Source organism: Kitasatospora sp. NPDC092948 (assembly GCF_044754805.1).
Lineage (GTDB): Bacteria > Actinomycetota > Actinomycetes > Streptomycetales > Streptomycetaceae > Kitasatospora.
The window spans coordinates 289,935-302,474 of sequence record NZ_JBIVPU010000005.1 but is presented as its reverse complement, the minus strand read 5'-3'; the positions used below and the strand labels follow the sequence as shown (position 1 = coordinate 302,474).

General features: G+C 73.2%; 13 protein-coding genes. 8 read left to right on the top strand and 5 right to left on the bottom strand.

Features of this window, described 5'->3' with window-relative positions; genetic code table 11:
• Nucleotides 1-241: 241 nt before the first annotated feature.
• The gene (locus ACIQF6_RS18380; protein WP_400896054.1) at nt 242-1,165 is read right to left on the bottom strand and encodes a LysR family transcriptional regulator; all 924 of its coding nucleotides are present in this window, start codon (nt 1,163-1,165) and stop codon (nt 242-244) included.
• Between the two features lie 84 nt (nt 1,166-1,249).
• On the opposite strand from ACIQF6_RS18380, the gene ACIQF6_RS18375 reads away from it, so the two are divergent.
• The 3 genes from ACIQF6_RS18375 to ACIQF6_RS18365 are packed head-to-tail and all read left to right on the top strand — an operon-like array spanning nt 1,250 to nt 4,682.
• Nucleotides 1,250-1,990 carry a succinate dehydrogenase cytochrome b subunit gene (locus ACIQF6_RS18375; protein WP_400896052.1) on the top strand — a complete coding sequence of 247 codons (741 nt, stop codon included), beginning with the start codon at nt 1,250-1,252 and terminating at the stop codon, nt 1,988-1,990.
• Between the two features lie 29 nt (nt 1,991-2,019).
• Entirely contained in the window at nt 2,020-3,957 is a 1,938-nt protein-coding gene (locus ACIQF6_RS18370; RefSeq protein WP_400896407.1) for a fumarate reductase/succinate dehydrogenase flavoprotein subunit, read from the top strand.
• Nucleotides 3,954-4,682, top strand: a complete 729-nt coding sequence (locus tag ACIQF6_RS18365; protein WP_400896050.1) for a succinate dehydrogenase/fumarate reductase iron-sulfur subunit — start codon at nt 3,954-3,956, stop codon at nt 4,680-4,682. Before ACIQF6_RS18370 ends, ACIQF6_RS18365 begins: the two co-directional genes overlap by 4 nt.
• 72 nt (nt 4,683-4,754) lie before the next feature.
• Here ACIQF6_RS18365 and ACIQF6_RS18360 read toward each other — a convergent pair whose 3' ends face one another.
• Entirely contained in the window at nt 4,755-5,447 is a 693-nt protein-coding gene (locus ACIQF6_RS18360; RefSeq protein ID WP_400896048.1) for an alpha/beta fold hydrolase, read from the bottom strand.
• Nucleotides 5,448-5,711: 264 nt separating this feature from the next.
• On the opposite strand from ACIQF6_RS18360, the gene ACIQF6_RS18355 reads away from it, so the two are divergent.
• On the top strand, nt 5,712-5,948 hold the full coding sequence (locus ACIQF6_RS18355; RefSeq protein ID WP_400896046.1) for a chaplin: 237 nt from the start codon (nt 5,712-5,714) through the stop codon (nt 5,946-5,948).
• Nucleotides 5,949-6,026: 78 nt separating this feature from the next.
• Here the strand turns inward: ACIQF6_RS18355 and ACIQF6_RS18350 are convergent, their stop codons facing one another.
• Both ACIQF6_RS18350 and ligD read right to left on the bottom strand, forming a co-directional pair.
• Nucleotides 6,027-6,794, bottom strand: coding sequence for an alpha/beta fold hydrolase (locus tag ACIQF6_RS18350; protein ID WP_400896044.1), 768 nt, complete (start codon nt 6,792-6,794; stop codon nt 6,027-6,029).
• Between the two features lie 105 nt (nt 6,795-6,899).
• On the bottom strand, nt 6,900-7,895 hold the full coding sequence (ligD, locus tag ACIQF6_RS18345) for a non-homologous end-joining DNA ligase (protein WP_400896042.1): 996 nt from the start codon (nt 7,893-7,895) through the stop codon (nt 6,900-6,902).
• A 158-nt stretch (nt 7,896-8,053) separates the two neighbouring features.
• On the opposite strand from ligD, the gene ACIQF6_RS18340 reads away from it, so the two are divergent.
• Entirely contained in the window at nt 8,054-9,118 is a 1,065-nt protein-coding gene (locus ACIQF6_RS18340) for an ATP-dependent DNA ligase (protein ID WP_400896040.1), read from the top strand.
• Here ACIQF6_RS18340 and ACIQF6_RS18335 read toward each other — a convergent pair.
• Complete coding sequence (locus tag ACIQF6_RS18335) at nt 9,091-10,050, bottom strand: GntR family transcriptional regulator (RefSeq protein WP_400896037.1); 960 nt, start codon at nt 10,048-10,050, stop codon at nt 9,091-9,093. The genes ACIQF6_RS18340 and ACIQF6_RS18335 overlap by 28 nt on opposite strands.
• 169 nt (nt 10,051-10,219) lie before the next feature.
• On the opposite strand from ACIQF6_RS18335, the gene ACIQF6_RS18330 reads away from it, so the two are divergent.
• From ACIQF6_RS18330 to ACIQF6_RS18320, 3 genes are all read left to right on the top strand, one after another.
• A complete protein-coding gene (locus tag ACIQF6_RS18330; RefSeq protein WP_400896035.1) occupies nt 10,220-11,431 on the top strand; it encodes an FAD-dependent monooxygenase in 1,212 nt (403 codons plus the stop codon).
• A gap of 165 nt (nt 11,432-11,596) precedes the next feature.
• A complete protein-coding gene (locus tag ACIQF6_RS18325) occupies nt 11,597-12,112 on the top strand; it encodes a GNAT family N-acetyltransferase (RefSeq protein WP_400896033.1) in 516 nt (171 codons plus the stop codon).
• Between the two features lie 132 nt (nt 12,113-12,244).
• Nucleotides 12,245-12,532: a hypothetical protein gene (locus ACIQF6_RS18320; protein WP_400896031.1), complete on the top strand. Its 288-nt coding sequence runs from the start codon at nt 12,245-12,247 to the stop codon at nt 12,530-12,532.
• The last annotated feature ends 8 nt before the right edge of the window (nt 12,533-12,540 follow it).

Here is a 12,540-nt window from a genome sequence, read left to right as displayed (position 1 = left end):
GTCCCGGCGGTCATGCCCGCAGGCTCGCCGCCGGTGAGACCGTCCGGTTCCTGTGCTGGGGGCCCGGCAAGGCCCAGCCGGGCGGCGGGGACATCTGGTACTGGACGCAGTTCCCGGGCCAGGACTGCAAGGGCAACGTCGCGGCGGTGGACCTGAACGTGGCGAGCAACCCGGCCTCCGGCCTGCGCGAGTGCGGGTAGCGCCCCGGGCGCAGCCGCCGCCCCGAGGAGGGTGGGCGGGATCAGTCCGGCGGGAGGAGGAGGGTGCCCGGGGGGAGGGAGCCGGTGCGGTCGGCGTCGAGGAGGTAGGCGAGGAGGGTGCCGCGGAAGGCGGTGGCGGCGCGGGTGAGGGGGAGGTCGCGGCCGTGTGCGAGGGCGATGGTGCGGCCCAGGCCGGGTGGGGCGAAGGGCGCGGCGTGCAGGCCGGAGCGGGCGGCGACCATGCCGGGGACGACGGCGGGGCCGAGGCCGGCCCGGACGGCGGCCAGGACGGCGTCCATCTCGCCGCCCTCGACGGCGTAGGAGGGGTCGAAGCCGGCGGCGCGGCAGGCGGCGAGGGTGGTCTCGCGGACGTCGTAGCCCTCCCGGAACATCACCAGGCCCTGGCCGCGCAGGTCGGTGATCCGGGCCCGGCGGTGGGGGAGCGGCTCGGCGGAGACCAGCACCAGGTCCTCGTGCAGCAGCGGTGTGACGGACAGGCCGGCGGGCGCGGCGGACGGCGCGGCGATGATCAGCGCGAGGTCGAGCTCGCCGGCCTCCAGGTCTCGGACCAGGTCGCGCGAGCCGTCCTCGGTCAGCCGCAGGTCGACGCCGGGATGCAGGGCCCGGTAGGCGCGCAGCACCTCGGGCACCAGGCTGGCGCAGAGCGACGGCGGCGCCCCGAACCGGACCCGGCCCCGGCGCAGCTGGACCGTCTCGGCGACGGCCCGCCGGGCGCTCTCCGCGTCGGCCAGGATGCGCCGGGCCAGTGGCAGCAGGGCCTGCCCGGCGTCGGTCAGTGAGGTGCCGGAACGCGAGCGGTGGAACAGCTCCGCGCCCAAGTCCCGTTCCAGCGACCGGATTTGTTGCGAGAGGGACGGCTGCGACACATGCGTCAGCTCGGCGGCCCGGGTGAAGTGCCGGGCGTCGGCGACCGCGACGAAGTAGGCGAGCTGCTGCAACTGCACACCAGCCATCATAGGCATCTCCTATCGTCGGCAGCGCTTTCATGTCTTGGACAGCTGTTGCGTGCCGGGCCTACGGTCATGCCCATGGCTTCTGCTACCCGGACAAACCGGGTGAACCGGTCTCCCGAGCCCCCCACCGCCGGTCGACCGCCGTCCAAGGTGGTGGCGCTGTGGCGCAGCTCCGTCGGGAAGAAGGCGGTGATGGCCGTCAGCGGGCTGGTGATGCTCGCCTACCTGGTGGCCCACATGCTCGGCAACCTCAAGGTGTTCTTCGGCCCGGACGACATCAACGGCTACGCGCACTGGCTGCGCACCATCGGCCAGCCGCTGCTGCACTACGGCTGGTTCCTCTGGATCGCCCGGCCCGTCCTGCTGGCGGCCGTGGTCGCGCACGGCGTCGCCGCGTACCAGCTGAGCCGCCGCGACCTGAAGGCCCGCCCGCAGCAGTACGCGCACCGCCGCCGGCAGAGCACGTACGCGACCCGGACGATGCGCTGGGGCGGGGTGATCCTCGGCCTGTTCATCGTCTGGCACATCCTCGACCTGACCACGTTGACGGTGAACCCGGCCGCGGAGGAGGGGCACCCGTACCAGAACATCGTGGCCTCGTTCTCCACCTGGTACGGCGGCGGGATCTACTGCGTGGCGATGCTGGCGCTCGGGCTGCACGTCCGGCACGGCTTCTGGAGCGCCGCGCAGACCCTCGGCGTCAACAATCCGCGCCGCGACCGGGCGCTGAAGCTCGCCGCGAACACGCTGGCGCTGCTGCTGACGGCCGGCTTCCTGTCCGTTCCCGTGTCCGTCATGGCCGGACTCGTCCGATGACCAGCCGACTCCCCACCGGAGAAGCCCCGATGAGCTACCTCGACTACACCGTCGGCGCGCCGGTCGCCGACACCCGGGCCCCGGCCGGGCCGATCGAACAGCGCTGGGACCAGCGGCGGTTCGAGGCCAAGCTGGTCAACCCGGCCAACCGCCGCAAGCACACCGTGATCGTGGTCGGCACCGGCCTGGCCGGCGGCGCGGCCGGCGCCACCCTGGCCGAACAGGGCTACCACGTGGTCCAGTTCTGCTTCCAGGACTCCCCGCGGCGTGCTCACTCGATCGCCGCCCAGGGCGGCATCAACGCCGCGAAGAACTACCGCAACGACGGCGATTCGATCCGCCGGCTGTTCTACGACACCGTCAAGGGCGGCGACTTCCGCGCCCGCGAGTCCAACGTGCACCGCCTGGCGGAGGTCTCGGTGGAGATCATCGACCAGTGCGTGGCGCAGGGCGTGCCGTTCGCCCGCGAGTACGGCGGCCTGCTGGACACCCGCTCGTTCGGCGGCGTCCAGGTGTCCCGCACCTTCTACGCCCGCGGCCAGACCGGCCAGCAGCTGCTGCTCGGCGCCTACCAGGCGCTGTCCCGGCAGATCGCCGCCGGGAACGTCGAGTTGCACGCCCGCACCGAGATGCTCGACCTGGTCGTGATCGACGGCCGGGCCCGCGGCATCGTCGCCCGCGACCTGGTCACCGGCGAGATCCGCACCCACCTGGCGGACGCCGTGGTGCTCGCCACCGGCGGCTACGGGAACGTGTTCTACCTGTCGACGAACGCCAAGAACTCCAACGCGACGGCCATTTGGCGGGCGCACCGGCGCGGCGCGTACTTCGCCAACCCGTGCTTCACGCAGATCCACCCGACCTGCATCCCGCGCTCCGGCGACCACCAGTCCAAGCTGACCCTGATGAGCGAGTCGCTGCGCAACGACGGCCGGATCTGGGTGCCGAAGGCGAAGGGCGACACCCGCCCGCCCGCGCAGATCCCCGAGGAGGAGCGGGACTACTACCTGGAGCGGATCTACCCGGCGTTCGGCAACCTGGTGCCCCGCGACATCGCCTCCCGGGCCGCCAAGGTGGTCTGCGACGAGGGCCGCGGCGTCGGCCCCGGCGGGCAGGGCGTGTACCTGGACTTCGCCGACGCCATCGCCAGGCTCGGCCGGGCCGCCGTCGAGGCCAAGTACGGCAACCTGTTCGAGATGTACGAGCGGATCACCGCCGAGGACCCGTACCGCGTGCCGATGCGGATCTACCCGGCGATCCACTACACGATGGGCGGGCTGTGGGTCGACTACGACCTGCAGACCACCGTCCCCGGCCTGTTCGCGATCGGCGAGGCCAACTTCTCCGACCACGGCGCCAACCGGCTCGGCGCGAGCGCGCTGATGCAGGGCCTCGCCGACGGCTACTTCGTGCTGCCGCCCACCCTCAACGACTACCTGGGCCGCACCCCGCTGGCCCCCGTGCCCGACGACCACCCCCAACTCGCCGAGGTGGAGGCCGAGGTGACCGACCGCCTCAACCTGATCCTCTCGGTGGACGGCGACCGCACCCCCGACTCCTTCCACCGCGAACTCGGCGAACTGCTCTGGGACAACTGCGGAATGGCCCGCGACGAGGCCGGCCTGCGGCGGGCGCTCGCCCGGATCCCGGAACTGCGCGAGGAGTTCTGGCGGCGGATCAAGGTCCCCGGCACCGGCGCCGAGCTCAACCAGGCGCTGGAGAAGGCCAATCGGCTGGTCGACTACTTCGAACTCGCCGAACTGATGTGCCTGGACGCGCTGCACCGCAGCGAATCGTGCGGCGGCCACTTCCGCACCGAGTCCGCCACCCCCGACGGCGAAGCCGCCCGCCGGGACGAGGAGTTCAGCTACGCCGCCGCCTGGGAGTTCACCGGCGACGCACCCGTCCTGCACAAGGAAGAGCTCGTCTTCGAGCACGTCCACCCCACCCAGCGGAGCTACGCGTGAACCTCACCCTGCGCATCTGGCGCCAGCAGGGCCCGGACACCCCGGGCGAGATGACGGTCTACCAGGTCTCCGGCATCAGCGAGGACATGTCGTTCCTCGAGATGCTGGACACCCTCAACGAGGAACTCATCCTGCGCGGCGAACGACCCGTCGCCTTCGACCACGACTGCCGCGAAGGCATCTGCGGCGCCTGCGGCATGGTCATCAACGGCCAGGCCCACGGCCCCGAACGGACCACCACCTGCCAGCTGCACATGCGGCACTTCAACGACGGCGACACCATCGACGTCGAACCCTGGCGGGCCGGCGCCTTCCCCGTGGTGCGTGACCTGGTGGTCGACCGCTCCGCCCTCGACCGGATCATCGGCTCCGGCGGCTACATCACCGCACCCACCGGCGCCGCCCCCGAGGCGCACGCCACCGCCGTCCCCAAGGAGGCCGCCGACCTCGCCTTCGAGCACGCCGAGTGCATCGGCTGCGGGGCCTGCGTCGCCGCCTGCCCCAACGGCTCGGCGATGCTGTTCACCGCCGCCAAGGTCGTCCACCTCAACGTCCTCCCGCAGGGCGCGCCCGAACGCGCCTCCCGGGTGCGGAACCTGGTGGGCGCGATGGACGCCGAGGGCTTCGGCGGCTGCACCAACACCGGCGAGTGCGCCACCGCCTGCCCCAAGGGCATCCCGCTGACCGGGATCGCCCGGCTCAACCGGGAGTTCCTGCGGAGCTGACGGGGACCGGCCGGACCGGTGAGCCCCGCTTCGCTCTCACCGGCCGCGCCCGGCAGGCATTCTGACGATCCGTCAGTTCGGCTGCTCGGAGAGGAAGTCGAGCACCAGGCGGGTGAACTCCGCCGGGGCCGCCTCGTGCACCAGGTGGCCGACCGGGACGGTGTGCAGGCGGCCGTCGGGGACGGTGCGGGCCAGTTCGGCGACCCGGTCCTGCGGCAGGTGGCTGGTCGGGCCGCCCGCGATCACCAGGGTCGGGGCGGTCACGGCGGCCAGCGCGGCGGCCCACTCGGCGGGCGGGCCGTACAGCTGGCGGCGCAGCGGCGCCACCAACTCCCAGTCGAAGGCGAGCGGGCCGTCCGGTCGGACCGCCGGCTCCTCCTCGCGCGGGTGCGGGGCGGGCACGTCCTCCAGCACCAACCGCCGTACGCGCTCCGGGTGTCGGCCCGCCAGCAGATAGGCGACGACGCCACCCATCGAGTGGCCGAGCAGGTCCACCCGCTTCAGCCCGAGCGCGTCCAGCGCGGCGAGCACGTCGTCGCGCAGCAGTTCCAGCGTGTACGCGTCCGACCGTCCGCTGCCGCCGTGGCCGCGCAGGTCGAGTGCCAACACCCGTCGGTCGGCGGCCAGTTGGGGCAGCACGTCGGCGAAGTCGGCGGCCCCCAGGCCGAGTCCGTGCAGCAGTACCAGCGGGGGGCCGTCCGTGGGGCCGGCGAGCAGGCCGGTCAGTCGGATGCCGGCGGCGTCGATCAGCAGGTTCTCCGTCATGCCGTCACGCTACCCTCGGCGGATCCGGCCAACTCCGCCGACTGCCGGACCGGTTGGCGTCGGCGCGGGCGTGGCTCGACCGTTCGGCGGTGAGCCCGGCTCGGCTGTCGTGCCCGGTTCGGCGGTGAGCCCGGTTCGGCCGCCGGGGCCCCGTTCGGAGCAGGGGCGGCGGACACGCCCACGAACCGTTCAATGCGGAGGTTCGGCCCGCTCCGGCAGGTGAGATCGGGTCAGATTGTCCGATCATCACTCCAGGAGTTTTCCATGCGTATTCGCACGTCCCTCGCCGCCTCCGGTCTGGCCGTGGCCTGTCTGCTCGTCGGCGCCGGCTCCGCCGCCGCCGACGCCGTCGCGGAAGGCGTCGCCGCCAACTCGCCGGGCGTCCTCTCCGGCAACCAGATCCAGGTCCCCATCGACCTCGACCTCAACGTCTGCGGCAACTCGATCGACATCATCGGCCTCGCCAACCCCGCGTTCGGGAACACCTGCATCAACCGGTAGGCGGCCAGGACGCGCCGCCGTTCGGGCCCGCCGCCAGGTGCGCGGTCGGCCCGGGCGGCGGCGCCGCGACCGTCCGGGCTACTCCGCGAGCGCCGCGGCGGCGGCCCGGGCGAAGCCCTCCGGGTTGTCGAGCATGATGTTGTGCGCGCAGTCGGGGACGGCCACCACGGACACCCCGGCGGCGGTCAGGGCGTCCGCGCCCGGCAGCGGGCCGTCGGCCTCCGGGAACAGGAACGTGCGGGGCACGGACAGTGTGCCGAGCCGCTCCCGCACCGTCGGCGAGGTGTTGCCCGCGCTGTGGACGGCGCTGCGGTACAGCGCCTCCCGGCCGGTCAGCCGCATCGTGGACCACCAGTGCGGCCCCACCAGCTCCGCGAACTCGGCCCAGCCGCCGGCCAGGAACTCCTCCTCGGTGTACGCGGCGATGCCGACGCTGCCGGGCCACCCGGGGCGCGGCGGGGTCGGATCGAGGTTGGCGTCGACCACCACCAGCCGGGACACCAGGTGCGGATGCCGGTCGGCGAGGACCACCGCCACCGAACCGCCCATGCTGTGCGCGATCACCTCGGCCCCCGACACCCTTGCCGCCGTCAGCGCGGCGGCCAGGGCGTCGGCGTGGGACTCCAGGCTGTAGTCGAAGCCGGTCGGCCGGTCGCTGAGGCCGTGGCCCAGCAGGTCCACCAGCAGCGAGCGGCGTCCGGCCAGCAGCGGGTGGACGGCCGCGGCCGCGAAGTACGCCGGGGCGCTGGACCCCAGCCCGTGCACGTAGACCCGGGCCGGCTCCGCTCCCTCGAACTCCACCCAGCGCATCCGATCGCCCTCGGGCGTCACCGTCGCGGTCCGCACTGTTCCTCAGCTCCCTCTGCCTCGCCCATTCGAACGTCTGTACGAGGTGGGATGCTAGCGCGTCCGGACGGTCCGGCCGATCGAATTTCGGCTCCGCCGGTCGGCTCAGCCCTTCTTCGCCCGGCTGGGCTGCACCCGGCGCGGCTCGCCCGGCATCTTCGGGTGGTCCGGCGGGTAGGGCAGGTCACCCGCGTCCTGGTGCGCGTACAGCTCCAGCACCTGCTCCAGGGAGTGGCGTCGATCGTCCATCCCGGCGTGCACGTCGCCGAGTTCGGCGAACCGCTCGGGCAGGGTGCGCAGGGTGAAGTCGGCGGGGGAGACCCGCTCGACCTCGTCCCAGCGCAGCGGCGCGGAGGCGGTGGCCTGCGGGCGGGGGCGCAGCGAGTACGGGGAGGCGATGGTGCGGTCGCGGGCCATCTGGTTGTAGTCGACGAAGATCCGCTCGCCGCGCTCCTCCTTCCACCACTTGGTGGTGACTTCGCCGCCGGTGCGGTGCTCCAGTTCGCGGCCGAGTGCGATGACGGCGTGCCGGCACTCGGTGAACGTCCAGCGCGGCTCGATCGGCACGTACACGTGCAGGCCCCGGCCGCCGGACGTCTTCGGCCAGCCGGTCAGGCCGAACTCCTCCAGCAGCGGCCGCAGTTGGAGCGCGGCGCGGACCGCGTCGGTGAAGTCGGTGCCGGGCTGCGGGTCGAGGTCGATGCGCAGCTCGTCGGGGTGCTCGGTGTCCTCGCGGCGCACCGGCCACGGATGGAAGGTCAGACAGCCGAGGTTCGCCGCCCACAGCACGGCGGCCTCCTCGGTCGGGCAGATCTCGTCCGCGCTGCGGCCGGACGGGAAGGCGATCCGCGCGGTCGGCAGCCACTCCGGCAGGCCCTTCGGCGCGCGCTTCTGGTAGAAGAACTCGCCGTCCACGCCGTCCGGGAAGCGCTGCAGCGTGGTCGGCCGGTCGCGCAGACCGCGCAACGCCCCCGCGGCGACGGCCAGGTAGTACTCGGCGACGTCCCGCTTCGTGTACCCGGGCTCCGGGTAGTACACCTTGTCCGGGTTGGTCAGCCGCACCGTCCGGCCGCCGACCTCCAGTTCCACAGCAGAAGGCATGCGCTCCACGCTAGGCGCGGGCCGCCCGCCCGCCGCGCGTTTGCGTCCACCCCGGGCGTGGCGTTGTGCCAGGTCGGCGACGTGCCCGGGCAGGCCCGACACGCCGGGCGGGCCCGACACGCCGTGGGTCGGGCCGGGGGCCAGCGACCATCGGAGGCATGCAGCTACCCGTGATGCCGCCGGTCTCGCCGATGCTCGCCAAGGCCGTGGACGCGATCCCGCCCGGCATGCAGTACGAGGCGAAGTGGGACGGCTTCCGGGCGATCGTGTTCCGCGACGGCGACGAGATCGAACTCGGCTCACGCACCGGCAAGCCGCTGACCAGGTACTTCCCCGAGGTGGTGGAGGCCGTCCGCGCGCAGCTGCCCGAGCGGTGCGTGGTGGACGGCGAGATCGTCGTCGCGCACGACGGACGGCTGCACTTCGAGGAGCTGCTCGAACGCATCCACCCCGCCGCGTCCCGGGTCCGGACCCTCGCCGAACGCACCCCGGCCTCGCTGGTCGCCTTCGACCTGCTCGCCCTGGACGACGACGACCTGACCGCCCGCCCGCTGGTCGAACGCCGCGCCGAACTCGCCCAGTTGCTCGCGGACGCCGCCCCGCCCGTGCACCTCGCCCCCGCCACCACCGACCTCGACACCGCCCGCACCTGGTTCTCCCGCTTCGAGGGAGCCGGCCTGGACGGCGTGGTCGCCAAACCGCTCGACGCCCCCTACCGGCCCGGCGAGCGCACCATGTTCAAGGTCAAGCACGCCCGCACCGCCGACTGCGTGGTGGCCGGCTACCGCGAACACAAGAGCGGCCCCGTGGTCGGCTCGCTGCTGCTCGGCCTGTACGACCCCGAGGGCCGCCTCCAGCACGTCGGCGTCAGCGCGTCCTTCGCGATGGCGACCCGCCGCGAACTCGTCGAGGCGCTCGCCCCATTGCGGCTCGACGGCGACGACCTGACGGGCCATCCGTGGGCGGCCTGGGCGGACGAACAAGCCCAGGCCAAGGACCGGCTGCCCGGCGCGGTCAGCCGCTGGACCGGCAAGAAGGACCTGTCCTGGGTGCCGCTGCGCCCCGAGCTGGTGGCCGAGGTCGGCTACGACCACATGGAGGGCACCCGGTTCCGGCACACCACCCGGTTCAAGCGCTGGCGGCCGGACCGCACGCCGGAGAGCTGCACGTACGAGCAGTTGGAGGAGCCGGTCTCCTACGACCTGGCCGAACTGCTGGGCTGAGCCGCCGGGCCGATCAGCATCGCGATGCCGTCCAGCAGGCGGTGCAGGCCGAACTCGAAGAGCTGGTCGAGGTCGAAGTCGTAGCCCTCCCGGGTGAGCCGGAGGAAGGTGGGGTGTTCGGTGACCAGCGCCATGAACTGCGGCTCCTGCTGGTCCATCCAGGCCTCGGCGTCCTGCCCGGTGGCGGCCTCGGCCGCCGCCTCCATCTCCAGGTTGAGCGCGGTGCCGCGGACGTAGTTGAACAGCGTCAGGTACGCGGTGAACACCGTGGCCACGTCCAGGCCCTCGGCGACCAGGGTGGACAGCATCCACTCGCCGAACGGCAGCGCGTTGGCGAGCGGTTGGGGGCGGGTCACCGACAGCGCGGACGCCAGCCAGGGGTGCGCCCGGAACAGGTCCCAGAGCAGGTGGGCGGCCAGTTCCAGCCGGGCCCGCCAGGGCAGGGCGGTGTCGGCGGCGGAGAACGAGACGTCGGCGAAGACCTGATCCATCATCAGGTGCAGCAGGCCGTCCTTGTCCGGCACGTGCCGATACAGCGACATGGTGGCGGCGTCCAGCTCGGCCGCGACCCGGCGCATCGACAGCGCCTCCAGGCCCTCCGCGTCGGCGATCGCCACCGCTGCGGCGAGGATCCGATCCGTCGTCAGGCCGCCCTCCACGGCGAACCGGTGAGGGATCTGCCGCTCGCCGGCGGCCGGCCGGGCCGGGGGCCTGGCGGGTGCGGCGGCCTCGGCGACCACCGTTCCGACGCCGGGGACCGCCCGGACCAGGCCCTGGCCGCGCAGCTCCGCCAGCACCTTGGTGGCGGTGGCCATCGCCACGTTCCATCGGCGGGTGATCTCCCGGGTGGAGGGCACCCGGTCGCCGGGCCGCAGCTCGCCGCGCTCGATGCGCTGCCGCAGTTCGTCCGCGATCTCTTCGTAGCGGTCCACCCGCTCCACCTCCGCACTAGTGCACCAGTCGGCCCGCGCCAGCTGCCCGCCTCGGCACCGTACCAGGGTTCCGGCTGCTCCGGGGCGTACTAGTGCACTAGTGCAGCAATCTCAAATCCCCAGCAGATCTGCTTGCTTGGCGTCGTGCGTACGCCGTACGTTCCGTGTCATGAAGAACGCGGACATCCTCGTCTCCGGCGGCGGCATAGCCGGACCCACGCTGGCGTACTGGCTACGCAAGGCCGGCTTCCGTCCCGTCGTCGTGGAGCGCGCCCCCGCGCCCCGGCCGGGCGGACAGGCCGTCGACCTGCGCGGCGCCGGACGCACCGTCATCGACCGGATGGGCCTGCTCGACCAGGCCCGGCAGATCGCCGTCGACCAGCGCGGCCTCGCCCTGATCGACCGGAACGGCAAGCGCATCGCCCGACTGCCCACCGAGGCCTTCGGCGGCGAAGGCATCGTCTCCGACCTCGAAATCCTCCGCGACGACCTCGCCGGGGTGCTGTACCGGGCCACCGCCGACGACGTCGAATACCTCTTCGACGACACCATCACCGCCCTCCGGCAGGACGCCGACGGCGTGCACGTCGTCTTCGAGAACGCCCCGCCCCGCCGCTTCGACCTGGTGGTCGGCGCGGACGGCCTGCACTCCACCGTCCGCCGCCTCGCCTTCGGCCCCGAGAGCGAGCACTTCGTCCCCATCGGCGGCTACACCGCCTGGTTCACCGCCCGCCTCGACCTCGAACTCGACGACTGGTTCCTGATGTACAACGCCCCCGGCGGCCGGGTGGCGATGGCCCGCCCCGGCCGGGCGCCCGGCGAGGTCAAGGCCGGACTCAGCTTCCGCTCCGACCCCCTCCGCTACGACCGCCACGACCGCGCCGCCCAGCAACGCCTGCTCACCGACCGGTTCGCCGGAGCCGGCTGGGAGGTCGACCGGCTGCTCACCGCGATGGCCGAGGCCGACGACTTCTTCCTCGAACACCTCGGCCAGGTCCGCCTCGACCGCTACACCCGAGGCCGCATCGCCCTGATCGGCGACGCCGCCTGCTGCCCCACCCCCCTCACCGGCCTCGGCACCAGCCTCGCGCTGGTCGGCGCCTACCTACTGGCCGGTGAACTCGCCACCGCCCAAGGCGACTTCACCACCGCCTTCGCCCGCTTCCAGGACCGGATGAAGCCCTACGCGGCCAAGGCCCAGGACCTCCCCCCGGGCGGCATGGCGGGCTACGCCCCCAACGGCCGCACGATGATCGCGCTGCGCGCCGCGTCCATGCGCTGGATGACCCGCCGACCGCTGCGCACCCTGATGGAGGCCCAGGTCGCCAAGGCGGGCGACGTCGAACTGCCGGACTACGCCGCTGCCCGCGGAGCGGCCTGACACCCGCGGTCCGGCCCGCCGCCCGGCCTGACGCCCGAAGCCCGCCTCCCAGCCGCGGCCCGATGCCCGAAGCCCGCCTCCCAGCCGCCGCCCGACGCCCGACCCGCGGCAACCGCAGGGCCGCGCGCACGGCATACTCGTCGAACATTCCGACGAGGAGGCAGCATGGCCGTGTTCGAGCCCGGGACCGTCCACACGGAGCGGCTGACCCTGCTGCCCCTGCGGGTCGAGCATGCGGAAGAGATGGCGGCCGTGCTGTCCGACCCGGGCCTGCACGCCTTCACCGGCGGTGTCCCGGACAGCGTCCAGGCCCTGCGCGCCCGCTACGAACGCTGGGCGGCCGGCTCGCCCGATCCCGCCGAGTCCTGGTGCAACTGGGTGATCCGGCACGACGACACCGCCCGCCTGACCGGCACGGTGCAAGCCACGATCACCCGGGACGACCACGGAGCCGCCGCCGAGATCGCCTGGGTGGTGGGCACACCCTGGCAGGGCCGCGGCATCGCCACCGAGGCGGCCCGCGGCCTCGTCGCCTGGCTCCGGCAGCACTCGGTGCACACGGTCATCGCCCACATCCACCCCGACCACGCGGCATCCGCCGCTGTGGCCGGCGCCGCCGGACTCGCTCCCACCGGCGAGTGGCACGACGGAGAGGTCAAGTGGCAGCTGGCCATGGGGTGACGCGTACGGGTGCCGGGCGCACCACCTGCCGGGCGCGAGCGGCGGGCGAGGGGCGCTGAGGGGCGCAGGGGTCGACTCGGGAGAGGGGGCTGCCGATAGGGGAGTACTACCCCCTTCTGAGAGGCGGCGATAATGAGACGGATCACCCTGGTCCTGGGCGTGCTGGCGATGGCGGTGTTCGGCCCGGTCGGGACGGTGGCCGCGCCGACCGTCGCGCACGCGGCGGAGTGCAAGGCCGGGCCGGTGGAGCAGGCCGAGGCCGGGCAGTGCCTGTGGGACGGGGGTGAGGGCGGCCACGGCTTCCAGGAGGAGGGGGCCTGCCAGGAGGCCGCCGAGCGGTACGGCGACCAGGACCCGGAGCACGGCTACGCGTGCGAGGACGTGTCCGGGGACAGCAGTTGGTGGGTGGTGCGGGACTGACGGAACGT

What these genes read in the sequence shown, in the direction of transcription:
- ACIQF6_RS18320 (WP_400896031.1), top strand. Translation starts at nt 12,245, where the DNA reads ATGAGACGGATCACCCTGGTCCTGGGCGTGCTGGCGATGGCGGTGTTC.
- ACIQF6_RS18370 (WP_400896407.1), top strand. Translation starts at nt 2,020, where the DNA reads ATGAGCTACCTCGACTACACCGTCGGCGCGCCGGTCGCCGACACCCGG.
- ACIQF6_RS18375 (WP_400896052.1), top strand. Translation starts at nt 1,250, where the DNA reads ATGGCTTCTGCTACCCGGACAAACCGGGTGAACCGGTCTCCCGAGCCC.
- ACIQF6_RS18340 (WP_400896040.1), top strand. Translation starts at nt 8,054, where the DNA reads ATGCAGCTACCCGTGATGCCGCCGGTCTCGCCGATGCTCGCCAAGGCC.
- ligD (WP_400896042.1), bottom strand. Translation starts at nt 7,895, where the DNA reads ATGCCTTCTGCTGTGGAACTGGAGGTCGGCGGCCGGACGGTGCGGCTG.
- ACIQF6_RS18325 (WP_400896033.1), top strand. Translation starts at nt 11,597, where the DNA reads ATGGCCGTGTTCGAGCCCGGGACCGTCCACACGGAGCGGCTGACCCTG.
- ACIQF6_RS18330 (WP_400896035.1), top strand. Translation starts at nt 10,220, where the DNA reads ATGAAGAACGCGGACATCCTCGTCTCCGGCGGCGGCATAGCCGGACCC.
- ACIQF6_RS18360 (WP_400896048.1), bottom strand. Translation starts at nt 5,447, where the DNA reads ATGACGGAGAACCTGCTGATCGACGCCGCCGGCATCCGACTGACCGGC.
- ACIQF6_RS18355 (WP_400896046.1), top strand. Translation starts at nt 5,712, where the DNA reads ATGCGTATTCGCACGTCCCTCGCCGCCTCCGGTCTGGCCGTGGCCTGT.